General features: G+C 69.2%; 22 protein-coding genes, 1 other RNA gene and 1 pseudogene. 19 read left to right on the top strand and 5 right to left on the bottom strand.

The genetic code is table 11. From position 1 onward, the window contains the following. The first annotated feature begins 49 nt into the window (after positions 1 to 49). The 14 genes and pseudogenes from QE397_RS10605 (at position 50) to QE397_RS10540 (ending at position 12,807) form a co-directional block, all read left to right on the top strand. Complete coding sequence (locus tag QE397_RS10605; RefSeq protein ID WP_307097496.1) at positions 50 to 874, top strand: mechanosensitive ion channel family protein; 825 nt, start codon at positions 50 to 52, stop codon at positions 872 to 874. Beyond that, the gene (locus QE397_RS10600; RefSeq protein ID WP_307093242.1) at positions 871 to 1,323 is read left to right on the top strand and encodes a hypothetical protein; all 453 of its coding nucleotides are present in this window, start codon (positions 871 to 873) and stop codon (positions 1,321 to 1,323) included. Before QE397_RS10605 ends, QE397_RS10600 begins: the two co-directional genes overlap by 4 nt. Before the next feature lie 53 nt (positions 1,324 to 1,376). After that, positions 1,377 to 2,066, top strand: coding sequence for a cell division ATP-binding protein FtsE (gene ftsE / locus QE397_RS10595; RefSeq protein WP_027506813.1), 690 nt, complete (start codon positions 1,377 to 1,379; stop codon positions 2,064 to 2,066). 69 nt (positions 2,067 to 2,135) lie between these two features. Next, entirely contained in the window at positions 2,136 to 3,041 is a 906-nt protein-coding gene (gene ftsX / locus QE397_RS10590; protein ID WP_027506812.1) for a permease-like cell division protein FtsX, read from the top strand. Between the two features lie 87 nt (positions 3,042 to 3,128). Continuing rightward, positions 3,129 to 3,602, top strand: coding sequence for an SsrA-binding protein SmpB (gene smpB, locus QE397_RS10585; RefSeq protein WP_027506811.1), 474 nt, complete (start codon positions 3,129 to 3,131; stop codon positions 3,600 to 3,602). After that, positions 3,599 to 4,468 (top strand): DMT family transporter, encoded by an 870-nt coding sequence (locus QE397_RS10580; RefSeq protein WP_307097494.1) that lies wholly within the window; start codon positions 3,599 to 3,601, stop codon positions 4,466 to 4,468. The genes smpB and QE397_RS10580 overlap by 4 nt, the downstream gene beginning before the upstream one ends. A 69-nt stretch (positions 4,469 to 4,537) precedes the next feature. After that, on the top strand, positions 4,538 to 6,055 hold the full coding sequence (locus QE397_RS10575; protein WP_051613594.1) for an SDR family oxidoreductase: 1,518 nt from the start codon (positions 4,538 to 4,540) through the stop codon (positions 6,053 to 6,055). A 62-nt stretch (positions 6,056 to 6,117) separates the two neighbouring features. Continuing rightward, positions 6,118 to 6,488: a transfer-messenger RNA gene (gene ssrA / locus QE397_RS10570) on the top strand. A 122-nt stretch (positions 6,489 to 6,610) separates the two neighbouring features. Further along, complete coding sequence (locus tag QE397_RS10565) at positions 6,611 to 7,267, top strand: S9 family peptidase (RefSeq protein WP_037186676.1); 657 nt, start codon at positions 6,611 to 6,613, stop codon at positions 7,265 to 7,267. Positions 7,268 to 7,326: 59 nt separating this feature from the next. Beyond that, positions 7,327 to 8,625 (top strand): NAD(P)/FAD-dependent oxidoreductase, encoded by a 1,299-nt coding sequence (locus tag QE397_RS10560; RefSeq protein ID WP_307093237.1) that lies wholly within the window; start codon positions 7,327 to 7,329, stop codon positions 8,623 to 8,625. Further along, a pseudogene (locus QE397_RS10555) lies at positions 8,622 to 9,293 on the top strand (DUF1365 domain-containing protein); the annotation flags it as partial. The gene QE397_RS10560 and the pseudogene QE397_RS10555, both read left to right, overlap by 4 nt. Positions 9,294 to 9,449: 156 nt before the next feature. Next, positions 9,450 to 10,724 (top strand): cyclopropane-fatty-acyl-phospholipid synthase family protein, encoded by a 1,275-nt coding sequence (locus QE397_RS10550; protein ID WP_307097491.1) that lies wholly within the window; start codon positions 9,450 to 9,452, stop codon positions 10,722 to 10,724. Next, positions 10,721 to 12,016 (top strand): cyclopropane-fatty-acyl-phospholipid synthase family protein, encoded by a 1,296-nt coding sequence (locus tag QE397_RS10545; protein ID WP_307093235.1) that lies wholly within the window; start codon positions 10,721 to 10,723, stop codon positions 12,014 to 12,016. Before QE397_RS10550 ends, QE397_RS10545 begins: the two co-directional genes overlap by 4 nt. Continuing rightward, entirely contained in the window at positions 12,013 to 12,807 is a 795-nt protein-coding gene (locus QE397_RS10540; RefSeq protein ID WP_307093233.1) for a DUF1295 domain-containing protein, read from the top strand. The genes QE397_RS10545 and QE397_RS10540 overlap by 4 nt, the downstream gene beginning before the upstream one ends. A 79-nt stretch (positions 12,808 to 12,886) precedes the next feature. Here the strand turns inward: QE397_RS10540 and treY are convergent, their stop codons facing one another. The 4 genes from treY to QE397_RS10520 form a co-directional block, all read right to left on the bottom strand. After that, positions 12,887 to 15,235: a malto-oligosyltrehalose synthase gene (gene treY, locus QE397_RS10535; RefSeq protein WP_307093231.1), complete on the bottom strand. Its 2,349-nt coding sequence runs from the start codon at positions 15,233 to 15,235 to the stop codon at positions 12,887 to 12,889. A 9-nt stretch (positions 15,236 to 15,244) separates the two neighbouring features. Continuing rightward, positions 15,245 to 17,557: a glycogen debranching protein GlgX gene (glgX, locus tag QE397_RS10530; protein ID WP_307093229.1), complete on the bottom strand. Its 2,313-nt coding sequence runs from the start codon at positions 17,555 to 17,557 to the stop codon at positions 15,245 to 15,247. 80 nt (positions 17,558 to 17,637) lie between these two features. Further along, the gene (locus QE397_RS10525; RefSeq protein ID WP_056447895.1) at positions 17,638 to 18,567 is read right to left on the bottom strand and encodes an NAD(P)/FAD-dependent oxidoreductase; all 930 of its coding nucleotides are present in this window, start codon (positions 18,565 to 18,567) and stop codon (positions 17,638 to 17,640) included. Continuing rightward, complete coding sequence (locus QE397_RS10520; protein WP_307093225.1) at positions 18,564 to 19,160, bottom strand: TetR/AcrR family transcriptional regulator C-terminal domain-containing protein; 597 nt, start codon at positions 19,158 to 19,160, stop codon at positions 18,564 to 18,566. The genes QE397_RS10525 and QE397_RS10520 overlap by 4 nt, the downstream gene beginning before the upstream one ends. 66 nt (positions 19,161 to 19,226) lie before the next feature. Here QE397_RS10520 and QE397_RS10515 point away from each other — a divergent pair, with 66 nt between their 5' ends. Both QE397_RS10515 and QE397_RS10510 read left to right on the top strand, forming a co-directional pair. Next, entirely contained in the window at positions 19,227 to 19,844 is a 618-nt protein-coding gene (locus QE397_RS10515) for a DUF2567 domain-containing protein (protein ID WP_307093223.1), read from the top strand. A 72-nt stretch (positions 19,845 to 19,916) separates the two neighbouring features. Beyond that, positions 19,917 to 20,993 carry a GGDEF domain-containing protein gene (locus QE397_RS10510; protein ID WP_307093221.1) on the top strand — a complete coding sequence of 359 codons (1,077 nt, stop codon included), beginning with the start codon at positions 19,917 to 19,919 and terminating at the stop codon, positions 20,991 to 20,993. Here the strand turns inward: QE397_RS10510 and QE397_RS10505 are convergent. Further along, positions 20,986 to 21,741 carry an NUDIX domain-containing protein gene (locus QE397_RS10505; protein ID WP_373425224.1) on the bottom strand — a complete coding sequence of 252 codons (756 nt, stop codon included), beginning with the start codon at positions 21,739 to 21,741 and terminating at the stop codon, positions 20,986 to 20,988. The genes QE397_RS10510 and QE397_RS10505 overlap by 8 nt on opposite strands. Before the next feature lie 80 nt (positions 21,742 to 21,821). On the opposite strand from QE397_RS10505, the gene nadA reads away from it, so the two are divergent. The 3 genes from nadA to nadC are packed head-to-tail and all read left to right on the top strand — an operon-like array spanning position 21,822 to position 25,347. Then, positions 21,822 to 22,859: a quinolinate synthase NadA gene (gene nadA, locus QE397_RS10500; RefSeq protein WP_307093219.1), complete on the top strand. Its 1,038-nt coding sequence runs from the start codon at positions 21,822 to 21,824 to the stop codon at positions 22,857 to 22,859. Next, a complete protein-coding gene (locus QE397_RS10495) occupies positions 22,856 to 24,478 on the top strand; it encodes an L-aspartate oxidase (protein WP_307093217.1) in 1,623 nt (540 codons plus the stop codon). The genes nadA and QE397_RS10495 overlap by 4 nt, the downstream gene beginning before the upstream one ends. Next, positions 24,475 to 25,347: a carboxylating nicotinate-nucleotide diphosphorylase gene (gene nadC, locus QE397_RS10490; RefSeq protein WP_307093216.1), complete on the top strand. Its 873-nt coding sequence runs from the start codon at positions 24,475 to 24,477 to the stop codon at positions 25,345 to 25,347. The genes QE397_RS10495 and nadC overlap by 4 nt, the downstream gene beginning before the upstream one ends. The last annotated feature ends 18 nt before the right edge of the window (positions 25,348 to 25,365 follow it).

Here is a 25,365-nt window from a genome sequence, read left to right as displayed (position 1 = left end):
GCCACTGCCTCCCGATTTCGTCTTCTGGCTCCAGAACAACTTCCTCGAGATGATCCTGTGGATCCTCGGCGGCATGCTCGCGGCGCGGGCGGTGGGGTGGGCCGGCGGCAAGATCACCGGCCGCATCGACCGGACCTACCAGCAGACCGACGCGCTCGTGCGCACCGAGGCGGCGAAACACCGCCACTCGGTGGCGCAGGTCGTCACCTGGGTGGTCGTGGCACTCATCTACGTGCTGGTCGCCATCCGGGTCCTGCAGCGCCTCGGCTTCCCGATCACCAGCCTCGTGGCTCCGGCGACCGTGCTCGGTGCCGCGCTCGGTTTCGGTGCCCAGCGCATCGTCCAGGACATCCTGTCCGGGTTCTTCATCATCACCGAGCGTCAGTACGGGTACGGCGACGTGGTCCAGCTCGCGATCACCGGCACCGCGGGCGACGCGATCGGCACCGTCGAGGACGTGACACTGCGCGTCACGCGGGTGCGGTCGGCCGAGGGCGAGGTGATCACCGTGCCCAACGGGCAGATCGTCAAGGCGGTCAACCTGTCGAAGGACTGGGCGCGCGCTGTCATCGACGTGCCGGTGCCGCCGTCCGCGGATCTCTCGCGCGTCACCGAGCTGCTGAAGTCGGTGGGCGAGGAGGCCTACCGCGACGGTCGGCTCACCGAGTTGCTGCTCGACGAGCCCACCGTCATGGGTGTCGAGAGCATCGAGGTGGACCAGGTCAACTTGCGCCTCGTCGCCCGCACCCTGCCGGGCAAGCAGTTCGAGGTGGGACGTGAGCTCCGCGCGCGCATCGCTCTGACACTGCGCAACGACGGCATCACCGTCTCGCCCGAACTCTCCGCCGACCGTCCCGTGGGAGGCGACCAGTGACCTCGAACGAACCCGAGAGCTCGGCGACCGAGCACCCGGACGCTCCGCGATCGACGTTCCGCCCCGGGTGGATGTCGCGCATACCGGCGCGCATCCTCGGCCGTTTCCGCACGACCACCGTGGTGATGGTGCTCGCCTTCCTGGCAGTACTGGTGCTGTGGAACAACGTGCGCTTCGACCCGACCCTCAACGAGAACTCGCCGGTGTACGTCCCGCCCGCGCCGTCGTCGTCCGAGGCGCCGCCCCCGGCGGAGAACTACGCCCCGACGACCACCACGTTCCGGTCGACCACGACGCCCGTGCCGACCACGACTGATCCGGCCTCGCCGCAGGACGGTGTCACGACGACCGCGCCGGCGCCCACGACCACCACCGGCACGACGACGCGAGCGCCCGGGTTCCAGCTGCCGACCATCCCCGGTCTGCCGTTGCCGAGCGGAACGAACTGACCCGCGCGTCGCTGTAGCGGCACCGTCGGGACGCGCGGCTACACTGGCGACCCGTGATCAGCGTGGAGAACGTCTCGAAGTCCTACAAGTCCTCGACTCGACCCGCACTGGACAAGGTGTCGGTGAAGGTGGAGAAGGGCGAGTTCGTCTTCCTCATCGGGCCGTCGGGCTCGGGCAAGTCGACCTTCATGCGCCTGCTCCTGCGCGAGGAGATGCCGACCTCGGGCGACATCACGGTGGCGGACTTCCACGTGAACAAGCTCGCCGGGCGGCGCGTGCCTAAGCTGCGGCAGAGCATGGGATGCGTCTTCCAGGACTTCCGCCTGCTGCAGAACAAGTCGGTGTCGGAGAACGTCGCGTTCGCCCTCGAGGTGATCGGCAAGCCGCGCGGGGTGATCGAGCGGACGGTGCCGGAGGTGCTCGAGCTGGTCGGCCTGTCCGGCAAGGCGGATCGGCTTCCGTCCGAGCTGTCCGGCGGCGAGCAACAGCGAGTCGCCGTGGCCCGCGCCTTCGTGAACCGGCCGCTCGTGCTGCTCGCGGACGAGCCCACCGGCAACCTGGACCCCGACACCAGCCAGGACATCATGTTGCTGCTCGAGCGCATCAACCGCACGGGCACCACCATCCTCATGGCCACTCACGACAACCACATCGTCGACTCGATGCGTCGCCGCGTCGTCGAGCTCGACAACGGCCGGGTGGTCCGCGACGAGGCACGAGGGGTGTACGGCGTGGGTCGTTAGATCCCGCTCTCGGCTCCGTCCTCTGCTCGCGCCTCGGCGCAACGACCTCTCGAAGAAAGTGTGTGAACCGTGCGCGCTAGTTTCCTTCTCGGCGAAGTTCTCACCGGACTGCGCCGCAACATCACGATGACCATCGCGATGGTGCTGACCACCGCCATCTCCCTCGGTCTGTTCGGTGGTGGCCTGCTGGTCGTGCAGATGGCGGGGAAGACGCAGCAGATCTTCCTGGATCGCGTCGAGGTCCAGATCTTCCTGACCGACGACATCTCGACCACCGACCCGGACTGCACCTCGGGCATCTGCGCCGGCCTCCGCACGGACCTCGAATCGACGCCGTCCGTGGTGTCGGTGCAGTACCTCAACCGGGAGGACGCCGTCGCCGACGCCACCGATCGCGTCTTCAAGGATCAGCCGGAGCTGGCATCCCTGGTGTCACCCGAGAGCTTCCCCGCGTCGTTCAAGGTGAAGCTCAGCGATCCCGAGCGGTTCGGCGTGATCAACGACGAGTTCGGGGCGCGGCCGGGTGTGCAGAGCGTGCTCAACCAACGCGAACTGGTCGACCGGCTGTTCAGTGTCCTCGCGGGCGTCCGCAACGCCGCGTTCGCGGTGGCTGTGGTCCAGGCCGTCGCGGCGGTCCTGCTGATCGCCAACATGGTGCAGATCGCCGCGTTCACCCGTCGGACCGAGGTGGGCATCATGCGCCTGGTCGGCGCCACGCGGTGGTACACGCAGCTGCCCTTCCTGCTCGAGGCCATCGCGGCATCGCTGGTGGGTGCGGTGCTCGCCATCGCCGGACTGTTCACCGCCAAGGCGGCGTTCATCGACTCGGTGCTGGACGACCTGTACCAGGCCAACATCCTGGCTCGGGTGACGACGAGCGACGTCCTGTTGGTCTCGCCGATCCTGCTTCTGGTCGGCGTCGGCATGGCCACGATCACCTCCTACATCACCCTGCGCCTGTACGTCCGGCAGTAGCGCACCCGGCACCCGGAACAAACGGGTGGACGGAGTCCTTATGGTTGTCAGAAGTCACGTCCACCCGCGCCCGAAGGAGTTCCAGCTGTGAAGGAGAAAGGTCGCAAGGCGATTGCGACCAATCGCAAAGCGCGACACAACTACACGATCCTCGACGTCTACGAGGCCGGAGTCGCCCTCGTCGGCACCGAGGTCAAGAGCCTGCGTGACGGGAAGGCGTCGCTGGCCGATGCCTTCGCCACCGTCGACGACGGCGAGGTGTGGCTGCGCGGCCTGCACATTCCCGAGTACATGGCGGGAAGCTGGACCAACCACGCGCCGCGGCGCAACCGCAAGCTTCTGCTGCACAAGCGGGAGATCGAGGTCCTCATCGGCAAGACGCGTGAGGGCAACATGACGCTGGTACCGCTCTCCATGTACTTCAACGAGGGCAAGGTGAAGGTCGAGCTGGCCCTGGCGAAGGGCAAGCAGGACTACGACAAGCGTCAGGACCTGGCTCGCCGAACGGCGGAACGCGAGGTCACCCGTGAGCTCGGTCGTCGCATAAAGGGAATGCGCTGACCGCGATCGTCCTCGCGCTGATCGCGGCGCTCGGGTACGGCATCAGCGACTTCGTCGGAGGAGTCGCGTCCCGACGCGTCGCCGCGCTGCGCGTGGTGATCGTCTCGTACCCGGTCTCGGTACTCGTCGTGGCGGCGGTGATGCCCTTCGTCGGAGGCACTCTCACCGCGTCGTCCGTGATGTGGGGTGCGTTGTCCGGACTGGCCGGCGGTGTCGCCGTGTGGTGGTTCTACCTGGCACTCGCCGCCGGGCCGATGGCCGTCGTGTCGCCGATCACGGCCGTTCTGGTGGCCGGTGTACCGGTCGGCGTCGGGCTCGTCCTGGGCGAGCGACCCGGGGTCCTGGCATACATCGGCATCGCGCTGGCGTTGGTGGCCGTGCTCATGGTCAGCAAGGAGTCACCCGACGACGCCGCAGGTGACGTGGCCGGCGGACGGACTCTGCGATTCACGCCCCGGGTGGCATGGCTGACCGTCGGTTCCGGTCTGGCATTCGCGTTGACGTTCATCTTTCTCGACCGGGCCGGGGAGGACGACGCCGGTCTGTGGCCGTTGCTTGCTAACCGGGTCACCGCCACCGCCCTCGTGTGGGCGGTCGCCCTCGGCACCGGCATGTTCTCGTTCCCCCGTGGCGGCGTTCTGAAGCTGGCCGCCTGGATCGCTCTTCTGGACGTCGCCGCCAACGCCGCGTTGCTCTATGCCTTCCAGGGTGGGCTGCTGTCCCTCGTCAGCGTGATCGCCTCGCTGTATCCCGCCGCGACCGTGCTGCTGGCCATGGTGATGCTGGGGGAGCGCGTGGCCAAGGTGCAGATCGTCGGCATGGTCATCGCCCTGGGCGCGGTCGGGCTGATCACCGCGGGTGCCTGACCACCTGGCGGTGGTCTCGCTCCGGGTGGGCGCCACACTCGAGGTGCTCCTCTGCTACGAATGGAGTGCATGAACACCGAAGCAGGCGCCCGTGTCGTGGTCACCGGAGCGACGGGCTACATCGGCGGTCGACTCGCCCCGCGACTGACGGAGGCCGGCTACCGGGTCCGCGTCCTCGCCCGGTCGCCTCAGAAGCTTCGCGACGTGCCGTGGGCTGCGGACGTCGAGGTGGTGCAGGGCGATCTGAGTGATCGCGAGTCGCTGGACGACGCGTTCCGGGACGTCGACGTCGTCTACTACCTCGTCCACTCCATGGGGGGATCCGACCACTTCGCCGAGGCGGAGCGTCGGAGTGCGGAGAACGTGGCCGAAGCGGCGAAGGCCGCCGGAGTGCAGCGCATCGTGTATCTCGGCGGCCTCCACCCGGTGACCGGCGCGTTGTCCCCGCACCTCGAATCGCGTGCCGAGGTGGGCCGGATCCTCATCGAGTCCGGCGTCTTCACCGTGGTGCTGCAGGCGGGTGTCGTCATCGGCTCCGGATCCGCGTCGTTCGAGATGATCCGGCACCTCACCAATCGACTGCCCGTCATGACGACCCCCAAGTGGGTGCACAACCAGATCCAGCCGATCGCCGTCCGCGACGTGCTGCACTACCTGATCGAGTCGGCGACCGCTCCGTTCGAGACGTCCCGTACCTGGGACATCGGTGGGCCGGACGTCCTGCAGTACGGCGAGATGATGAACGAGTACGCGAGTGTGGCGGGTCTGCGCAAGCGTCGCATGCTGGTGTTGCCGGTGCTGACGCCCCGACTCGCCGGTCACTGGATCGGGTTGGTCACGCCCATCCCACGCGGACTGGCCATGCCCCTCATCGAGTCACTGCAGTACGACGCCATCGCCCACGAACAGGACATCGACACGGTCGTCCCACCGCCGGAGGGTGGATTGACCACATTCGCCGATTCCGTGCACCTCGCGCTGCGGCGCATCGAGGACGGGGAGGTGGAGACCACGTGGTCCAACGCGACCGATGCCGGCGCCCCCTCCGATCCGCTGCCGTCGGACCCGGACTGGGCCGGCGAGGTGGTGTACGTCGACGAACGTGCGCAGGACTGCAACGCGCCACCGGAGCTGCTGTGGGACGTCGTCGAGGGCATCGGCGGTGAGAACGGGTGGTACTCGTTCCCCGCTGCCTGGGTCATCCGCGGCTGGATGGACAAGATCGTCGGGGGCGTGGGACTCAAGCGCGGCCGTCGGGATCCGCGTCGGTTGGTCAACGGCGAGGCGCTCGACTGGTGGCGCGTCGAGGAGATCGAGCGCGGGTCGCTGCTGCGTCTGCGCGCCGAGATGAAGGCGCCGGGCGGTGCCTGGCTGGAACTGCGCGTCCTTCCGCGCGACGGCGGGACCCGCTCCCGCTACGAGCAGCGCGCGATCTTCTTCCCGCGGGGGCTGGGCGGACGGCTGTACTGGTTCGCCATCATGCCGTTCCACGGTGTGATCTTCCGCGGCATGCTCGAGAACATCACGGGCAAGGCCGAACGCGCGGCCGACACCGGTGACAAACGGGATGAAACCCGCGTCGGATGACGTTAGACTGACGTGACCACCGGGAAGACCGGTGGGACGAGACTTCGCCACAGCGGAGGAAAGGGGCTGAACGGTTTCGACTGTGTGCGTCTAGTCAGGGGAAGCGTGCCGGTGCAGGCGAGAGACCACCGCAAGCGTCATCGCAAAAATATAAGCGCCGATTCCAATCAGCGCGACTACGCACTCGCTGCCTAAGTAGCGACTGCGTGTCTGTCAGTCCGATCTTGCCCTCGGGTCGGGTACTGGCATCAGCTAGAGGGCTCACCTGGTCACTCGGTCACGGAGTGATGTGGGACATCAAACAGTGGCTGGGATCGTCATCCAGGCTTGTCTGCGAGATCTGGAGATCCGAGTAGAGGCTTAGCAGACTGCGCACGGAGAAGCCCTGGCAAACCGACACAGGACCCGGGTTCGATTCCCGGCAGCTCCACCGAACGGCCGGACACCATCAGGTGTCCGGCCGTCGTCGTGTCACCCCCCTGACGTCCGGCAGTGAGGGCGCGACGTTCGCCACTGCCAGGCATCCAGCGGCCGGAGCGCCCCGAATCAAGAACCATGAGTGTTGACGACGTCGCGGCCCCGACTCTGCACGGGCTCCGGTCCGGGCCCGCAGACTCCGCGGTGCTGGTTCTGCACGGCGGCAAGGTGACCAGCCACGACCGTGCCCGTCCGTGGCAGCTGTCGGCCCTGCGCATGGTCCCCTTCACGCGCATGCTCCGGCGCGCGACGGGGCCATCGGTCGCGGTGACCCAGTTGCAGTACCGGTATCGCGGCTGGAACGGCGCCGACCGCAGTCCCGTCGCGGACGCGTGGTGGGCGTGCGAGCAGATCCGCGACACGTACGGACCGGGGACTCCCATCACCGTGCTCGGTCACTCCATGGGCGGTCGCACGGCAGCAGCGATCGCGGGGCACCCCGACGTGGTGGCTCTCGTCGCGCTGGCGCCGTGGTGGCCCGATGGCAGGGAGACCGACACCCTGCGCGCCGATCAGCGCCTGTTGGTCCTGCACGGCACCGTCGACCGGTGGACCGACCCCGTCGCGTCCCGCGCCGCGACCGAACGCGCCGCCGCGCGCGGTGTCGACGCCTTGTTCGTTCCGATGGCGGGAGCGGGTCACTTCATGCTTCGATCACCGCGGACATGGTCGCGGCGGGTACGGGAGTTCGTCGTCGACCAATCGCGCGAGGTGTCGTCTACGAAACCCGAGTGACACTGCGAGCGGTCCGACGCACAGCGGCCGGCCGATCGCATCACGTAGGGAGAAGACACATGGCTCACGATGCTCACACCGACCGGCGCATCGCCGTGGTCGGCGCCGGCGTCGCCGGCCTCACGGCAGCGTACGTGCTGTCGAAGACTGCTCGCGTCACGCTGTACGAGGCCGACGGCCGTCTCGGCGGTCACGCGGACACCCACGTCGTGTCCACCCCGGAGGGTGATCTGCCCGTGGACACGGGCTTCATCGTCCACAACGACCGGACATACCCGACACTGCAGCGACTGTTTCGCGAATTGGACATTCCGACACAGGAATCGGACATGAGCATGTCGATCCGCTGCGACGGATGCGGGCTCGAGTACTCGGGTGGGCAGGGCCTCTCCGGGCTGATCCCCGGCCCCGGCAGTGTGGTCCGCGGTCGCTACCTGCGGATGCTGCTCGAGGTCACCCGCTTCCACCGTGTCGCCCGTGCGCTGCTCGCGTCCGACGACGATGATGCGACGGTCGCCGATGTGCTTGCCCGGCACGAGTTCTCGCAGTACTTCGAATCGCACTTCATGACGCCCCTCGTGTCCGCCGTGTGGTCGTGCGAGCCGTCACGGGCCCTGGACTACCCGGCCCGGTACCTCTTCTCGTTCCTCGAACATCACGGGATGCTCGGCGTCGGAGGTTCGCCGACCTGGCGCACCGTGACCGGTGGATCTGCCCGCTACGTCGAGCGTGTCGCCGAGACGATCGCCAAGATCCGTTCGGGCACACCGGTGGCCGCCATCCGTCGGGGCGACCGGTCGGTCGAGATCGAGGACGCCTCCGGGCACACGGAGACGGTCGATGCCGTCGTCGTCGCGACGCATCCCCAGCAGGCGCTGAAGATGCTCGCCGAGCCCACCTCGACGGAGCACCTCGTTCTCGGTGCCATGCCGTACTCGCCCAACGTGGCTCGGCTCCACACCGACGAGAGCGTGCTCCCGCGTCTGCGGCGTGCCCGCGCCTCGTGGAACTACCGCATGCCGGCGTGCGATGCGGCGCCGGGCGGAGTGGTGGTCACCTATGACATGTCACGGCTGCAGCGGCTGCCCGACACCGGCTCCCGGTACCTCGTGACGTTGGGCGACGAGGACGATCCCACGGCCGAGGGTGCCGCACTCGACCCGTCCGCCGTGCTCGAGACGATGCGGTACGAGCATCCCCTCTACACGTCCGAGTCGGTCGCCGCGCAGGCGCGACTCGGGGAGCTCGACACCGACCTGGTCGCCTTCGCGGGCGCCTACCACGGGTGGGGCTTCCACGAGGACGGTGCGGCCTCGGGCCTGCGCGCGGCGGAACGTCTCGGCGGGGTCTGGGCATGACCGCCGTCGACACCCGCGCCGCGGCCGGTACTCGCACCGCCATGATCTACGAGACCTCCATCAGGCACGTTCGGCGCGAGCCGATCGAGAACGAGTTCACGTATCGCAGCTACTCGTGGTTCGTCGACATCGACGCACTCCCGTCGCTGCCCGGTCCGCTCGCGCCGTTCGCGAAGATCGACGCCGCCGACCATGTGGGCGATCCGTCGGCGACGCTGCGGGCCAATCTCGACGACTTCCTCCGGGCACACGGCCGGGTACCCGTCGCGGGGCGGATCACGATGCTGACCAACGCTCGTGTTCTCGGGTACGTCTTCAACCCCCTGACGGTCTACTGGCTGCACGATGGCGCCGACCGCGTCGAGCACGTGGTCGCCGAGGTGCACAACACCTACGGCGAACGTCACCGCTACCTGCTGGACACGGACGCGCGCGGGGCGGCGCGCACGCCCAAGGAGTTCTACGTCTCGCCGTTCAACGACGTCAGCGGGGAGTATGCGATGCGGCTCCCGGAGCCCGATGGCTCCCTCGCCCTGTCGATCACGCTGCTCCGGGACGGGCACCCCCCGTTCGTCGCGGTCATGTCCGGCACCGGACGCTCCGCGACGACGGGCCGCGTCCTGGGCGTTCTCGCACGAGCCCCCCTCGCCCCGCACGTGGTCACCGCGCGCATCCGGCGTCAGGGGATCGGGTTGTGGGCGCGTGGACTCCGCACGGTTCCGCGTCCGCCGGTGCGCGGCGACGTACCCGCCGTGGTGGACCGGCACGGTCCGCTCTCCACTCCGCTCGGCCCGGCAGTACCCCCTCGATCAGAAGGCACCAGGATGACTCAGTACGCCGTGGCATCGACCGTCGACGCCGAACGTTGGCCCTCCATCGCGACGGCGCCGGTCACCGTCAAGGCGCGCCTCGCCGCGCCCGTCGCCGACGCTCTCTTCCGCAGGGCGGCAGAACATCTCGCGATCCGGGTCGAGATGCCGAACGGCGTCGTCATCGGAGGTGGCGCGAACGATCCCACCGCCCCGGTGATGACGATCCACCGCCCACGCGACTTCGCGGCGCGCGTGGGGGAGAGTGGGCTCATCGGATTCGGTGAGGCCTACATGGCCGGCGACTGGGACGCGCCCGACCTCACGGCGGCACTCGGTGTCTTCGCCGAACGCATGGCGACCCTCATCCCGAAGTGGTTGCAACGCCTGCGCGGCCTGTACATCCCCAAGCAGCCGGTCTCCGAGACCAACACCACGAGCAACACGCGCTCGAACATCTCGCGCCACTACGACCTGTCGAACGAGATGTTCGAACTGTTCCTGGACGAGACCATGACCTACTCGAGTGCGCTGTTCCCGTCGCTGACCCCGCAGCCCGGATGGGACGACGTCGCCGCCGCGCAGCGGTCCAAGATCGATCGACTGCTCGATCGCGCGGGGGTGACCGCGGGAACACGCGTCCTGGAGATCGGCACGGGCTGGGGCGAACTCGCCATCCGCGCCGCCGAACGCGGAGCCACGGTGCGGACGGTGACCCTGTCCACCGAGCAACTGGAACTCGCGTGCAAGCGCATCGACGCCGCCGGCCACGCCGACCGGGTCCAGGTCGATCTCCTGGACTACCGGCTGGTCGACGGCGAGTACGACGCGATCGTGTCCGTCGAGATGATCGAGGCCGTGGGACACCAGTACTGGGGCGAGTACTTCCGCACCATCGACTCGTTGCTCGCCCCCGGAGGCAAGGTGGCGATCCAGGCCATCACCATGCCGCACGAGCGCATGCTGGCCACGCGCAACACGTACACGTGGGTACACAAGTACATCTTCCCCGGCGGGTTCCTCCCGTCGATCCGCGCGATCGAGAGCATCACCGAGAAGGAGACGACGCTGCGCGTGCGAGAGCGTCTGTCCATCGGCGACCACTACGCCCGCACCCTGCGCCTGTGGGACGAGCGCTTCCACGCGCACGCCGAGGAGGCCCGGATGCTGGGCTTCGACGACGTGTTCGCCCGCATGTGGCACTTCTACCTCTGCTATTCCGAGGCCGGTTTCGGCTCCGGCTACATCGATGTCCAGCAGATCCTGCTCGAACGAAGGAGCGACCGATGACCGGCACCCCCACCGTGGCCGCACGGCTCGAAGACCTGATCGCCCCCTTCGTCGGCGGCGCGCTGCCGGTGCACCTGACTGCGTGGGACGGCTCGACCGCCGGCCCCACCGACGCGCCGAAGGTGACGCTGTACAGCCCGAACGTCCTGCGACGGTTGCTGTGGAGCCCGGGGGAACTGGGTGCTGCTCAGGCGTACGTCACCGGTGAACTCGACGTGGAAGGTGACCTCGACGAGGCGCTGACGCACGTGTGGGACGTGGTGCGCACCCGTCGGCTGACGGCCGTGCGGCCCAGCCCGAAGGCGATCGTCGAGCTCATCCGCACCGCGGCGTCGCTCGGTGTCGTCGGGGTGAAGCAGGCCCGCCCTCTTCCCGCCCCCGCCTCGCAGGCGGTCATCAAGGGTCGGCTGCACTCGCTGGTGCGCGATCGCGCGGCGATCAGCCACCACTACGACCTGTCGAACGAGTTCTACGAGATGGTGCTCGACCCGCAGATGGCGTACTCGAGCGGCTACTGGACGTCGGACTCGCCCGACTACGGCCTCGAGGACGCGCAGCGCGACAAGCTCGACCTCGTGTGCCGCAAGATCGGCCTCGGCCGCCCCGGAATGCGGTTCCTCGACGTCGGGTGCGGATGGGGGTCGCTGAGCCTGCACGCGGCGGAACATTTCGACGCGCAGGTCGTCGGCGTCACCATCTCCCGCGAGCAGAAGGCCTTCATCGACAAGCGCATCGCGGACCGCGGCCTGCAGGACCGGGTGGAGATCCGCATCCAGGACTACCGAGAAGTGCCCGACGGCCCCTTCGACGCCGTCGCGTCCATCGAGATGGGCGAGCACGTCGGCGAGAAGAACTATCCGATCTACGCGAAGGCGCTGCACGACAACGTGGTGCCCGGCGGCCGGGTGCTGGTGCAGCAGATGTCGCGCAAGGCGGGGGACAACCCTGGCGGCGGTGCCTTCATCGAGTCGTTCATCGCCCCCGACATGTACATGCGGCCCGTGGGCGCGACGGTCGCCATGATCGAGGAGTCGGGTCTCGAGGTCCGCGACGTGCACGCCCTGCGCGAGCACTACGTCCGCACCGTCGACGCCTGGTACGCGACCTTCGAGAGCCGCTGGGACGATCTGGTCGCACTCGTCGGAGACGAGGTGGCGCGGGTGTGGCGTCTGTACCTCGTGGGCGGCGGAATGGCGTTCCGCGACGGCCGGATGGGTGTCGACCAGATCCTGTCCGTCCGCCCCGACGACCGCGGCGTGTCCTCGATGCCGCTGGGGCGGACGCACGGATGACGGACTTCTCCTGGTCCGATCTGGCCGTCGTGTCGGCGTTCTCCCTGCTGGCGGTGGCGGTTGTCCTCACCGTCACCGCGGTCGTCGGCTTCCGTATCGGTCGGCACAACGTGGTCGACGTGAGCTGGGGGGCAGGCTTCGTCGCGGTGGCGATCGCCGCGGCACTGGCCGGGTCCGGCGACGGGTGGCGGCGAGTGCTGATGCTGGTGCTCGTCGGAGCCTGGGGCACCCGTCTCGCGGTCTCGATGTTCCGCCGCTCACGGGGCAAGGGCGAGGACCCGCGGTACGAGAAGATGCTGTCGAACGCGCCGGGCAGCCCCGCTGTGTACGCGATCCGCAAGATCTATCTCACGCAGGGTGTCGCGCTGTGGTTCGTGTCGCTGCCGGTGCAGGTCGCCGCCGTGTCCGACGGATCGTTCGGCGTCGTCTCTGCGGTGGGCGTCGCTCTGTGGGTCCTGGGCATCGTCTTCGAGACGGTGGGGGATCGTCAGATGGACGCCTTCAAGGCGGACGCGTCCCGCAAGGGCACCATCATGGACCGGGGCTTGTGGCGGTACACGCGCCACCCCAACTACTTCGGTGATGCCTGTGTCTGGTGGGGCGTCTTCCTGGTCTCCGCGGCGCACTGGCCCGGTGTGCTGACCGTCCTCTCGCCGGTCGCCATGACGTACTTCCTCGTGTTCGCGACGGGTGCGCGGCTGCTCGAGCAGCACATGGCGGAGCGGCCCGGATATCGCGAGTACCAGCAGCGCACCAGCTACTTCGTTCCGCTCCCGCCCCGCAAGGCCTGAGCGGGCCCGACTTCCGGTCACGCACGCAGCCCCGAGGAGGGGTGGTCTGCGCGCGTGACCGGTTCACCTCGAGATCAGGTCACCGTCGGACGAGGAGCGCGACCGGGAGCGCGGAGAGCAGTGAGGACACGGTGACCGTTCCGCTGAACGACCCACCATTCACGAGGTCGGTCCACTCACCGTCCGGCAACGCCAGCGAGGTGTCACCCCATCCGGCCTCGCCGAGGCGCATCGACCACCGCGTGGCGACGGCGACGACGTCGGCGTCACCGTCGGCGGGTCCACGACCGAACGCCACGACGTGGTCGGCGGCGGCGCCGGTCGCGAACACCGGAACGTAGGACCCGCCCACGAAGCTGTCCGGACGGTCGCGGCGCAGCCGTGCGGCACACCGGGTCACGTGGAACTTGGCGGCGCCGCTCGCGTCGAGCGCCGGCGTCCCGTCGATGTCCAGGAGAGCCTTGCGGGCGTCGTAGTCCACGTCCCGGCGGTTGTCGGGGTCGACGAGAGAGTCCTCCCACAGCTCCGTGCCCTGGTAGATGTCCGGGATGCCGGGACCCGCCAGGTGGAGGAGCTTCTGTCCGAGCGAATCGCTCCATGCGTGCGGAGCGATCTGCTGGACGAACGTCGTGAGCGAGGGAGCCACCGCTCCGTCGACGATGCCGTCGATCCACGTGTGGACGGCAGACTCGAAGTCCTCGTCCACGTCGTTCCAGCCGGTGTACGAGCCCGCCTCGCGGATGGCCTTCTCGGCGTAGGCGTGCAGTCGCTCGCGGTACTCGTCCGTGACCACGCCGTCGGTCGGCCAGGTGCCGACGATGTTCTGCCACAAGAAGAGTCCGGTGGACCCGTTGGGCGACGGAGCCTGCTCCTCCCAGTCGCTCAGGCACGCGCGCCACAGGTCGGGCACCTGAGACAGCACGCCGATGCGCGCCCGGACGTCCTCGCCGCGCTTGGTGTCGTGTGTCGAGAGGGTCGTCATCGCGGCAGGCCACAGCCGGGCCCGCTCGGACAGGCGGAGGTGGAACTCCGGCACCGACCGACCGAAGCGGGACGGGTCACCGCCGACCTCCTGGAGCGAGACCAGCCGCGAGGTGCGATAGAACATGCAGTCCTCGACGCTCTTCGCCATCACGGCGCCCGCGACCTGCTGCAGACGTCCCGACGCCTCGCCGCGTGCGGCCACGGCGGCCGCGACGACATCGAGGGCGGGAACCAGTTCGGGGCGATCCGCGGCGACGTCGCCGAGCAGGCGGGGCAGCATGCCGGCCAGCGGCGCGTAGTCGGAGCGGTACACCGGCATGCGGGCGACGATCTCGGTCACGGCCTCGCGGGCGAGGTCGGCGTCCAACGACGTTCCGGTGTCGCGGGCGATCGCCGCAACCAGGCGCCGCACCTCGGGAGCGAGCTGTGTGCTCGCCGTGTCGGCCTTGATGGTCCGCTCGGCCTCGTGCACCCAGTGTGCGTCCCCCGCGTGGCCGGTGACGTCCGCCGACAGTCGCGTCAGTGGCTCCTCACCCGACGCGTCGAGGAACACCCCACCGAGATCGGCGAGAGCGTCGTACCCGGTGGTTCCGTCGACGGGAAGGGTGACGTCGAGCGGCTCCTCGGCGGTGAGGATCTTCTCGACGACGAGCCACGAGTCGGGTCCGACGACGCCCCGCAAGCGAGCGAGATACTCGGCCGGTGCGGTGAGCCCGTCCGGATGGTCGACGCGCACACCGTCGACGAGACCGTCGCGGAACCAGCTGCCGACCTCGGCGTGCGTCGCGTCGAAGACCGCGGGGTCCTCCTGACGGAGACCGGCCAGGTCGCTGACGGAGAAGAACCGGCGGTACCCGATGCGCCCGGAGCGCCATCCGACCAGTTCGTAGGACTGCTTGTCGTGCAGTGCTTTCGCGTCGTCCCCGCCGTCGTCGGTCGCAGGGTCCACCGGGAAGCGGTTCTCGTAGTAGGCCAGCGTGGCCTCGTCTCCCGACCGGTCGACCGAGAGTTCGTTCACGTCGGCATCGTCGCCCAGCACGGGGAGCGCGATGCGCTCCGCACCGGCCCAGTCGATGTCGAACCACGAGGCGTACTGCGATGCGCGTCCGTGTCTCAGCACGTCCCACCAGAACGGGTTCTCCCGCGCCGTGGCCACACCGAGGTGGTTGGGCACGATGTCGACCACGACGCCCAGGCCGTGGGACCGGCACTCGGCGACGAGGTCCTCGAGAGCGGCTCGACCACCGAGTGCCTCGGAGACGGTGCGCGGATCGGTGACGTCGTACCCGTGGGTGGAGCCCTCGGCCGCCGTCAGGATCGGCGACAGATAGACGTGGGAGACACCGAGTTCGGCGAGATAGGGAACCAGCGACGCGGCATCGCGGAGAGTGAAGCGATCACCCCGTAGCTGGAATCGATAGGTCGAGGTGATCGCGTGGCTCATGTCGCTTCCTTACCCCGTTTTCCGTAGCACCAACAGTGACCGTGCTTGCACCTCGACAGCGGTGCCGGCGACGATGACTCGATCGTCGGCTCCGGTGGCCGAGGCGGTGTCGAGCGCGACGGTCCACTCGTCGGCGTACTTGCCGTCCAGTGTGGTGAAGTCGATCGGCTCGTGATGGGCGTTGAAGCACAGGTAGAACGTGTCGTCGACGACCCGGTTGCCCCGGTTGTCGGGCTCGGGGATGTTCTCGCCGTTGAGGAACACCGCCAGCGACTTGCCGAAGCCGCTGTCCCAGTCCTCCTCGGTCATCTCCTCGCCGGTCGGGGTGAGCCACGCGATGTCGCGCGTCTGCTCCGCCTTGCGGATCGGCCGGCCCTCGAAGAAGCGTCGTCGACGGAACACCGGGTGGTCGTTGCGGAGTGCGATCACGCGGGACGTGAACTCGACCAGATCGGCGTTCGTCTCCGCCAGCGACCAGTCCATCCAGGCCAGTTCGGAGTCCTGGCAGTAGACGTTGTTGTTGCCCTGCTGGGTCCGGCCCATCTCGTCGCCGTGCGCGAGCATCGGCGTGCCCTGGCTCAGCATGAGCGTCGCCAGCATGTTGCGGATCTGACGGGCGCGCAGCGACAGCACCTCGGGGTCGTCCGTCGGCCCCTCGACACCGCAGTTCCAGGACCGGTTGTGGCTCTCGCCGTCGTTGTTGTCCTCGCCGTTGGCCTCGTTGTGCTTGTCGTTGTAGGACACCAGATCGTGCATCGTGAAGCCGTCGTGCGCGATGACGAAGTTGATGCTCGCACCGGGGCGGCGACCCGTCGCCTCGTAGAGGTCGGAGGATCCGGTGAGCCGCGACGCGAACTCGCCGAGTGTCGCCGGCTCACCGCGCCAGTAGTCGCGGACGGTGTCGCGGTACATGCCGTTCCACTCGGTCCAGAGACCGGGGAAGTTGCCGACCTGGTAGCCGCCCTCACCGACGTCCCACGGCTCGGCGATCAGCTTGACCTGGCTCACCACCGGGTCCTGCTGGACCAGGTCGAAGAACGCGCTCAGCTTGTCCACGTCGTGCAGTTCGCGGGCCAGGGTCGATGCGAGGTCGAAGCGGAAGCCGTCGACGTGCATCTCGGTGACCCAGTAGCGCAGGGAGTCCATGATCAGCTGCAAGGTGTGCGGGTGACGAACGTTCAGGCTGTTACCCGTGCCCGTGTAGTCCATGTAGAAATACGGGTCGTCGTCGACCAACCGGTAGTACGCGGCGTTGTCGATGCCGCGGAACGCGATGGTCGGACCCATGTGGTTGCCCTCGGCGGTGTGGTTGTAGACCACGTCGAGGATCACCTCGATGCCGGCTTCGTGGAACGAGCGCACCATCGTCTTGAACTCCGACACGGCCGAACCGGCCATGGGGGAGGACGCGTACTCGTTGTGCGGGGCCATGAAACCGAACGAGTTGTAGCCCCAGTAGTTGCGAAGTCCCTTGTCCACCAGTGTCTGATCCTGCATGAACTGATGCACCGGCATCAGTTCGATGGCGGTGACGCCGAGCTTCTCCAGGTGGCTGATCACGGCCGGATGGCCGAGACCGGCGTACGTACCGCGCAGATCCTCCGGGATGTCCGGGTGGGTCATCGTCATGCCCTTGACGTGGGCCTCGTAGATGACGGTCTCGTTGTAGGGGCGACGCGGCGAGCGGTCGTTCTGCCAGTCGAAGAACGGGTTGACGACGACCGTCGTCATCGTGTGCCCCAGCGAGTCGTGCTGGGGGAAGTGGTTCTCGGACTCGGGCTCTGGATCAGGCTCGGGTGCAACGGTTCTGGCAGTCGCGACGTTGGCGCGGGTCGCGTCGACGGTGCGCGATGCGGTGGCCGATCCCGCGGGGCCGGCGACGTGCGCCTCGCCGGGATGCACGGCGTCGTCGTTCTCCTGCGCTGCGGGCACGGGACGTTCGGGGATGTCGATGTCGTAACTGAAGAGCGAGCGGTCACCGTCGAACGATCCGACGAACGCCTTGCCGTAGGGGTCGAGCAGCAGCTTGCTCGCGTCGCACCGCTGTCCCGCTCCGGGATTCCACGGGCCGTGCACGCGGTAGCCGTACCGCTGGCCGGGCTGGACCTGGGGGATGTAGGCGTGCCAGACGTACCCGTCGACCTCTTCGAGGCGGACGCGGGTCTCGTGACCGTCGGCGTCGATGAGGCAGAGATCGACGGCCTCGGCGACCTCGGAGAAGAGCGCGAAATTGGTTCCGGCGCCGTCGTAGGTGGCGCCCAGGGGATACGCGCTGCCGGGCCATACCTGGATCGATGGTTCGTGTGCATGGTCGACGGACATGCTCGGAACCCTATCCCGGCAGCGGCGAAGGCCACCTGTCGGCGAGGTCCGTCGCAGGCCGGAGCGTCGGCCGCCCGGGCTCAGCCCAGTCGTGCGATCAGCGCGTGCCCGAGGTCGGTGCCCGATCGCCAGGCGCTCTCGACGCGGGGCGAGCCCTCCGGGCACCACTGATCCCCGGCGAAGCCGACCAGACGGTCTCCGTGCGAGACGATGTCGTGGCTCGCGTCGTGCTGGGAGGCGGGCTTGGCGAAGGTCCAGCGGTGGGCGTGCGTCCAGATCGGAGTGCCGATGCCCGTGAGCGCGGCGACGGCGTCGACGACGGCGGGGATCGCACCGGCGGGATCGTCGAGGTGTCGCCGGGCGCGCTGCGCGGACGTGTGGGCGACCAGGACCGCGGCTCCGTCTCCCCGGCGTGCGCCGTCGCGCGCGAGGAACTCGACGTCCGCGTCGTCGGACACGAAGGCGGCGTCGGGGAAGGGGAGTCCGGCGGCGTCGTCGTCGGTGAGCCCGAGGACCACCGCGACGACGGGGTCGTAGTCGACGGCGTCGGGCACGGTCACCAGGCGGGAGGCCTGCGGGTCGGGCATGGCCAGGACCACGTGTCCGTCGGGCAACGCCCGAGCCTCGGTGGCGTCGACAGGGATGCCGGACAGCAGGTCCTTGACCAGAGATCGCAGGCCCGCCGGCGTTCCCCACCGCGTGGGTCCCGATTTCTGTTCCGGCTCCGCCCCGGCCCGCACCACCGTGAAGGTGTCTGTCCACTCGTGCACGAGACCGCGAGAGGCCCAGTCGGACACGACGTCCCGGAACCCGTCGTCGCGGACGGTGAAGTAGCCGGCGCCCACATCGACTCGGCGTCCGTGCAACTCGGGGGACGACATTCGACCGCCGACGGCGCGGCCCCGGTCACGCAGCACGAACGGGACACCGGCGTCGCGGAGCACGCGAACGCACGCGGCACCGGCGATACCGGCTCCGAGGACGGTGACGGGAGAGGTCGAGGAGGTCACTCGTTCAGCGTACGGACGCGGCTCCGAACGCCGTCGACGAAGAGTTCGAGGCCGAAATCGAACCGAGCGGTGGCATCTCGATCGAGGTCACCGTCGTCTGGGTGTCGATCCGCGGCCAGCGCACCCGCGGACTCCATCTGCAGCCGGGACTGTTCGTCGCTCGTCGCACCGAGCACGTAGTAGAGCAGGGCGTCCGCGGCGTGTCCGGCGTCCTCCGGGGTCAGCCCGGTGGCGCGGAGATCGTCGACGACCGTGGTCCGCACGGGGTGCGTCACCGTGCGGGCGGCCAGGCTGGAGGCGACCACCTCGGCGCCGTCCCGGTGAGCCAGGAGAGCGTCTCGAAGTCCGTGAGCGCGGCCGCGCACGGCGTCCAGCACATCGGAGGTGACGTCAGCGGGCACGGTGTCCAGGCGGCTCAGGATGCGATCGGACACCGCGCCGAGCAGCGCCTGCTTGTTCGCGACGTGCCAGTACAGCGCGCCCGGCGCGACACCGAGCGAGCCTGCCAGTCGGCGCATCGTGAGGTCGGCGAGACCGTAGTCGTCGAGAATGGTCAGTGCGCCGTCGACGACGTCGTCTCTGCGCAACTGCATTCCGCACCTCTCCCGACTCGTGTCGCGGGCCCGTCGGCCACGCAGCGACAGCCTAGGCTGGCCGACGTGAGTGATGTCGACACGACGGGGTTCGCCTCGACCGCACCCGGGATCGGCGATGCGGGTCGGCCGTCGCGCGGCGCGTTCACCCGGCGTTCGATCCGGATCGTGCTCGCGACCGCGGTGGTCGGTGCCGTCCTCGGGATCCTGTGGGCTCTGCTCGCGCCCGTGGAGCACGCCGCCGCCGTCGGTGACGGCCGCGCGATCGTGTTGACCGGCGAGAGCGATCATCGCTTCGACGCACTGGCTCTGTTCCTCTGCGTGACCGCCGCGGCCGGGGTGCTGACCACGGTCGCCGTCTGGGCTCGCGTGGCCGAGCGAGGACCGCGTCTGGTCCTCGACATCGTGGTGGCGTCGGCGCTGGCGTCGGCCGCGGCGATCGGTGCCGGCCTCGCCGTGGGCGCGGTGCGGTATCCGAGTGCCGACGGCGCCCTTCGCGGCGATGTCGTCGCACTCGCCCCCGGTGTCTCGACGTGGCTGGCTCTGCTCGCGCAACCTCTGGCTGCGGGCGGTCACGCTCGTTCTCGTCACGGCGCTGTCGCCGTCGGACGATCTGGGTCGGGACGAGTCCCCCGAGGAGTGATCCGTTCGGGTCTCGGACGCCGGATTCGTCTGCTTGAATGAGCGCTCTCAGGGCGGCCCACGACGGGCCGCGGGCGGGGGCCGACCTCTTCGAACGGCGAGGGTCTCCAGGACGTGGCGAACACCATTCGGCGGTGGTTGACCAGACCCGTCGATTACGCGTGGACCGTCCACTACTTCGAGACGAACACCGCGCTCGGCTCGACCCGCGTCCTCATCGGTCTGTCCTGCCTCCTGTTCTCCGTCCTGTACGTCGTCGCCGGACTCGCCCCGCCGACCGCGCCGACGGGAGCAGCACTGACGATCGTGCTCGTGAACGCGGTGGGGACCGCCGGCGTCGGGCTCGCCTGGATCCGCGGACCGTGGCCCTCACGCCGGATGTCGACGGCCTTCGTCGTGTACGCAGACGTCGGACTCTCCGTGGTGCTTCTCTCGCTGTCCGACCCGCTCGCCGTGCTGCCCTGCGCGATCCTGTTCGGCGTCGCGAGCAGTTACGTGGCGACGTTCCACACGCCGCGGGTGTTCGCCGTCCACCATTCCCTCACCGTGGTGGTGTGCGTCGGGTTGTTCGTCCGAGCGATCGGCTCGGAGTCCGTGCTCGGAGCGGCGCGCACCTCGCTCGCCGTCACCTACGGATTGCTCATCGTGATGGTTCTCTTCCTCGCACCGATCTCCATCTACCGCCTGCAGTTCCTGCAACGCGGCGACGTCACCGCCGCGTACGTGGATCCGCTGACCGGCCTGCGCAACCGGCGGGGACTCACCGTCGCGGCGGGCGAACTGCTCGGCACCCGGAACGGTCTCGTCGCGGTGGTCATCGACATCGACCGCTTCAAGTCGATCAACGACCGCTTCGGACACCACCACGGTGACCTCGTCATCCGTCGGACGGCGGACACCATCGACGAGATGTTCCCGTCTCCGTCGATCACGGCCCGCACCGGCGGGGAGGAATTCGCCGTCGTGACCGCGCTGCCGATGGACGAGGTGCTCGACCGGGCGCGGCGGCTGCGCAGCGCCTACACGGCGCGGTCGGACCACGAGTCGAGTCTGAGCATCGGGGTCGCTCGCGAGGAGCGGGTCGTCACCTCGCACGACGTGGAGGTGCTCCTCATCTGTGCCGATCGAGCGATGTATTCCGCCAAGGCGGACGGCGGCGATGCCGTCGTCGGCTACGGCACTCTCACGTAGGTGGTCGGAGCGCGGCGAACTCGTCGGTCACACGTAGTGCGCTGTCCCGGAAGCGGTACAGCGCGGCGGGACGTCCTCCGGACGGGCCCGGGGGAGCGGTGTGGCCGGTGGACTCGATGACGCCCCGCCGGGTGAGCACCCGTTGGAGATTGGTGGTGTCGACTTGGTAACCCAATGCGGCGCAATAGATATCACGCAAGGTCGACAGGCTGAACTCGACGGGCGCGAGCGCGAAGGCGATGTTGGTGTAGGACAGTTTGGCCGCCAGTCTCGCGCGGGCGTGCGCCACCATCGTGCCGTGATCGAAGGCGGTCTCGGGGAGCGTCGCGACCGGGTGCCACGCAGTGTCGACGGGAAGTCGCGGGTCGCCGACGATTGGGACCAGACCGAGGAACGTCGAGGCGATGCGGCGATCGCCGGGGACCCGCCCGGGATCGGAGAAGACGGACAGCTGCTCGAGGTGGCGTACCTCGCGCACGTCGACCTTCTCCGCCAGCTGACGTCGCGCGGAGTCGGTCAGGTTCTCGTCGCCCCGGAGGAGCCCGCCGGGGAGTGACCAGGTTCCGCGTGCCGGGGCGAGTGCGCGCTGCCACAGCAGCACGCACAGTTCGGCAGGCTCGCGGGGCTGCAGCTCGCGCACCTGGAAGACGACGGACAGCACTTCGTGCACCGGTCGGGTGGCCGGATCGGGGGCACTTCCGGTCGGTCCGTCGGCGGCGGTGCTACGATGAATCACGTTTTCGATCATAAGTCGAAAACCCCGTCGGGTCCATTCCGGCGGATCGGCACCGGCGCACGCGAGCGCTGGACGCACGCGAGGAGCACGACATGGCGATCACCACCACGCGATTCGGCGGGAACTCCGCGGTCTTCGACGGACCGACGGGCTACGCCGGCGTCGATGCCGGCCCGGAGTGGGCCGAGGAGATCCTGCGCCTGGCAGAGGCGAAGAACGCGACGATCCTGGCGCACAACTATCAGCTGCCCGCCATCCAGGACATCGCCCACCACGTCGGCGACTCGCTCGCGCTCTCGCGCATCGCCGCCGAGGCGCAGGAGGAGACCATCGTCTTCTGCGGCGTGCACTTCATGGCCGAGACGGCCAAGATCCTCGCGCCGTCCAAGACGGTCCTCATTCCCGACGAGCGGGCGGGCTGCTCTCTCGCCGACTCCATCGACGCGGCCCAGCTGCGCGAGTGGAAGGCCGAGCACCCGGACGCCGTCGTCGTGTCGTACGTGAACACCACCGCCGAGGTGAAGGGACTGACGGACATCTGCTGCACCTCGTCCAACGCGGTCGAGGTCGTGCAGTCCATCGACCCGGACCGCGAGGTGCTCTTCCTGCCGGACCAGTTCCTCGGGGCCCACGTCCGTCGGCAGACCGGTCGCACCAACATGCACATCTGGGCCGGTGAGTGCCACGTCCACGCCGGCATCAACGGCGACGAGCTCACCGCACGGTCGCAGGCGTACCCCGAGGCCGAGCTCTACGTCCACCCCGAGTGCGGCTGTGCGACGTCCGCGCTCTACCTCGCCGGCGAGGGATTCGTGCCCGAGGACCGCGTCAAGATCCTCTCGACCGGCGGCATGCTCGACGCGGCGCGCACCACGGGTGCGAAGCAGGTTCTCGTCGCCACCGAGATCGGCATGCTGCACCAGCTGCGCAAGGCGGCGCCCGGTGTCGACTTCCAGGCCGTGAACGACCGCGCGTCCTGCCCGTACATGAAGATGATCACCCCGTCGGCGCTGCTCCGGTGCCTCACGGAGGGTAGGGACGAGGTGCACGTCGACGTCGCGACGGCCGAACGCGCACGCGCGTCCGTCGAGCGGATGATCGCCATCGGCTCGCCCGGCGGCGGCGAGTGACCACTGCGGCCACTCCGGGCGGAAGTGTCGCTGCCGCTCCGGGCTGGGAGGCCGCGGCCGATCTCGTCGTGGTCGGCGGGGGAGTCGCCGGTCTCGCCGCGGCGATCGAGGCGACCCGGTCCGGGCTGAGCGTGCTGGTGCTGAGCAAGGACGCGGCGGGTACGGCGACGCAGTACGCCCAGGGCGGCATGGCCGTCGCGATCGGCGAGGACGTCGAGGCTCACGTGCGCGACACGATCGTCGCGGGCGCCGGTCTGTGCGACGAGGCCGCGGTGCGCTCGATCGTCGGGGCCGGCGCCGACGCGCTGAGTGTGCTCACCGGCATCGGTGCTCGGTTCGACAGCGGCGCGGACGGCTCCATGGCCCGCACTCGTGAGGGCGGCCACTCGGTCGGCCGCATCGTGCACGCGGGCGGCGACGCCACGGGGCGCGAGATCCAGCGCGCTCTGTCGTCCGCGGCGCCCGCGACGGTGAACGGCGCGACCGTGCTCGACGTCCTGGTCGGCGACCGCGGTGTGGCGGGCGTGCTCGTATCGCTCTCGCCGGACGATCTCCACGCGAACCTCGGCGTGGTGCACGCACCCGCCGTGCTGATCGCCACCGGTGGCACCGGAATGCTGTACTCGGCCAGCACGAACCCGTCCGGCGCCACGGCCGACGGCCTCGCTCTCGCACTGCGGGCGGGCGCGGACGTGGCGGACGTCGAGTTCGTGCAGTTCCACCCGACCGTGCTGTTCCGCCCCGGCGGCCGCGGGCGGCTCCCGTTGGTCAGCGAGGCGGTCCGCGGTGAGGGCGCGCGTCTCGTCGACGCGGACGGCCGCTCGATCATGGCGGGCGTGCACCCGCTGGGTGATCTCGCTCCCCGCGACGTCGTGTCCCGGGCGATCGCCGCTCGGCTGGCCGAGAGCGGCGCCGATCACGTCTTTCTCGACGCGCGGTCCGTGCCCGACATGGCCCTGCGTTTTCCCACCGTCACCGCGGCCTGCCTCGCTCAGGACGTGGACCCGACGGAGCAGCCGATCCCGGTGGCCCCTGCAGCGCACTATGCATGCGGCGGTGTCGTCACAGACGAGTACGGCCGCACCTGCGTCGCCGGGCTCCACGCCGCGGGCGAGGTGGCCCGCACAGGACTGCACGGAGCGAACCGTCTCGCGTCGAACTCGCTGCTCGAGGGCGTGGTGCTGGGGACCCGAGTGGCTCGCAGCGCCCGAGACCGGGTGTCCGTCCGCTCCCTGACGTCCGGCGATCCGTCTGCGCGACACCGGGCGCCCCGGCTCGACAGGGACGTCCTCCAGTCCGCGATGACCCGTCACGTCGGCGTCGTCCGCGACGACACAGGTCTGCGCGAGGCAGCGGCGATCGTGGGAGCCGCTGTCCCGCGCGAGCTCACGTCGACCCACGACGTCGAGGACGCCGCACTGACACTGCTGGCGTCCGCGACCGCCTCGGCAGCTCTCGCCCGCACCGAGACGCGGGGTGCGCACACCCGCGCCGATCACCCCCGGTCCGACGACGCACAGCGCCGCAGCACCGTCTTCCGGCTGGCCGACGACGGCAGCCTCGCGATCGTGCGGAATGCCCGCAGCGCCGACCAGGTCGGCCCGATAGGAGTCTCATGACCACACCCGCCGCTGCTCTCGACCCCGTCGATCGGGACGAGATCCTCCTCGTCGTGCGCCGCGCGCTGGAGGAGGACCTCCGATACGGGCCCGATGTGACGAGCCTCGCCACGGTGCCCGAGGGCGCGCGCACCCGCGCCGCGGTCGTCTCGCGGGCACACGGCGTCGTGGCGGGCCTCGACGCCGCGCTGGCGGTGCTCGACGAGGTGATCGGCGACCACGTCGTGCTCTCCCGGATCGCCGACGGCACCACCCGGGTCGAGCCGGGTGATGTGGTGCTGTCGGTGGAGGCACCGACCAGGGCCCTGCTCACCGCGGAGCGGACGATGCTCAACATTCTCTGCCACCTGTCCGGCATCGCGACCGCGACCGCGGCGTGGGTCGACGCGGTGTCCGGCACGGGATGCGTCGTACGGGACAGTCGCAAGACCTTGCCCGGGCTACGTGCACTGCAGAAGTACGCCGTGCGTGCCGGCGGCGGGCAGAACCACCGCATGGGCCTCGGCGACGCGGCACTGATCAAGGACAACCACGTGGTCGCCGCGGGCTCGGTGGTGGCGGCTCTGCGCGCCGTCCGAGCCGCGGCGCCGGACATCGCGTGCGAGGTCGAGGTGGACACTCTCGAGCAGCTCGACGACGTGCTGGCCGAGGGCGTCGACCTGGTGCTGCTCGACAACTTCCCGCTGTGGCAGACGCAGATGGCGGTGCAACGTAGGGATCGAGCAGCTCCCGCGACGAAGCTCGAATCGTCCGGCGGGCTGTCCCTGGACTCGGCCGCCGAGTACGCGGGCACCGGTGTGGACTTCCTCGCGGTCGGCGCGCTCACCCACTCCGTGACGGTGCTCGACCTGGGGCTCGACTTCGAGTGACGTTTCGCGTGAGCGGGA

The organism is Rhodococcus sp. SORGH_AS_0301 (genome assembly GCF_030818285.1).
Taxonomy (GTDB): domain Bacteria; phylum Actinomycetota; class Actinomycetes; order Mycobacteriales; family Mycobacteriaceae; genus Rhodococcoides.
Note: the sequence above shows the minus strand (reverse complement) of the source record. Positions and strands in the feature narration are given on the sequence as shown.

Coding starts and splice junctions, on each gene's coding strand:
- QE397_RS10520 (WP_307093225.1), bottom strand. CDS start 19,160: ATGCAGTTGCGCAGAGACGACGTCGTCGACGGCGCACTGACCATTCTC.
- nadC (WP_307093216.1), top strand. CDS start 24,475: ATGACCACACCCGCCGCTGCTCTCGACCCCGTCGATCGGGACGAGATC.
- treY (WP_307093231.1), bottom strand. CDS start 15,235: ATGAGCCACGCGATCACCTCGACCTATCGATTCCAGCTACGGGGTGAT.
- QE397_RS10505 (WP_373425224.1), bottom strand. CDS start 21,741: ATGATCGAAAACGTGATTCATCGTAGCACCGCCGCCGACGGACCGACC.
- QE397_RS10545 (WP_307093235.1), top strand. CDS start 10,721: ATGACCGGCACCCCCACCGTGGCCGCACGGCTCGAAGACCTGATCGCC.
- QE397_RS10565 (WP_037186676.1), top strand. CDS start 6,611: ATGAGTGTTGACGACGTCGCGGCCCCGACTCTGCACGGGCTCCGGTCC.
- QE397_RS10550 (WP_307097491.1), top strand. CDS start 9,450: ATGACTCAGTACGCCGTGGCATCGACCGTCGACGCCGAACGTTGGCCC.
- QE397_RS10560 (WP_307093237.1), top strand. CDS start 7,327: ATGGCTCACGATGCTCACACCGACCGGCGCATCGCCGTGGTCGGCGCC.
- nadA (WP_307093219.1), top strand. CDS start 21,822: ATGGCGATCACCACCACGCGATTCGGCGGGAACTCCGCGGTCTTCGAC.
- QE397_RS10575 (WP_051613594.1), top strand. CDS start 4,538: ATGAACACCGAAGCAGGCGCCCGTGTCGTGGTCACCGGAGCGACGGGC.
- QE397_RS10540 (WP_307093233.1), top strand. CDS start 12,013: ATGACGGACTTCTCCTGGTCCGATCTGGCCGTCGTGTCGGCGTTCTCC.
- glgX (WP_307093229.1), bottom strand. CDS start 17,557: ATGTCCGTCGACCATGCACACGAACCATCGATCCAGGTATGGCCCGGC.
- QE397_RS10605 (WP_307097496.1), top strand. CDS start 50: ATGATCCTGTGGATCCTCGGCGGCATGCTCGCGGCGCGGGCGGTGGGG.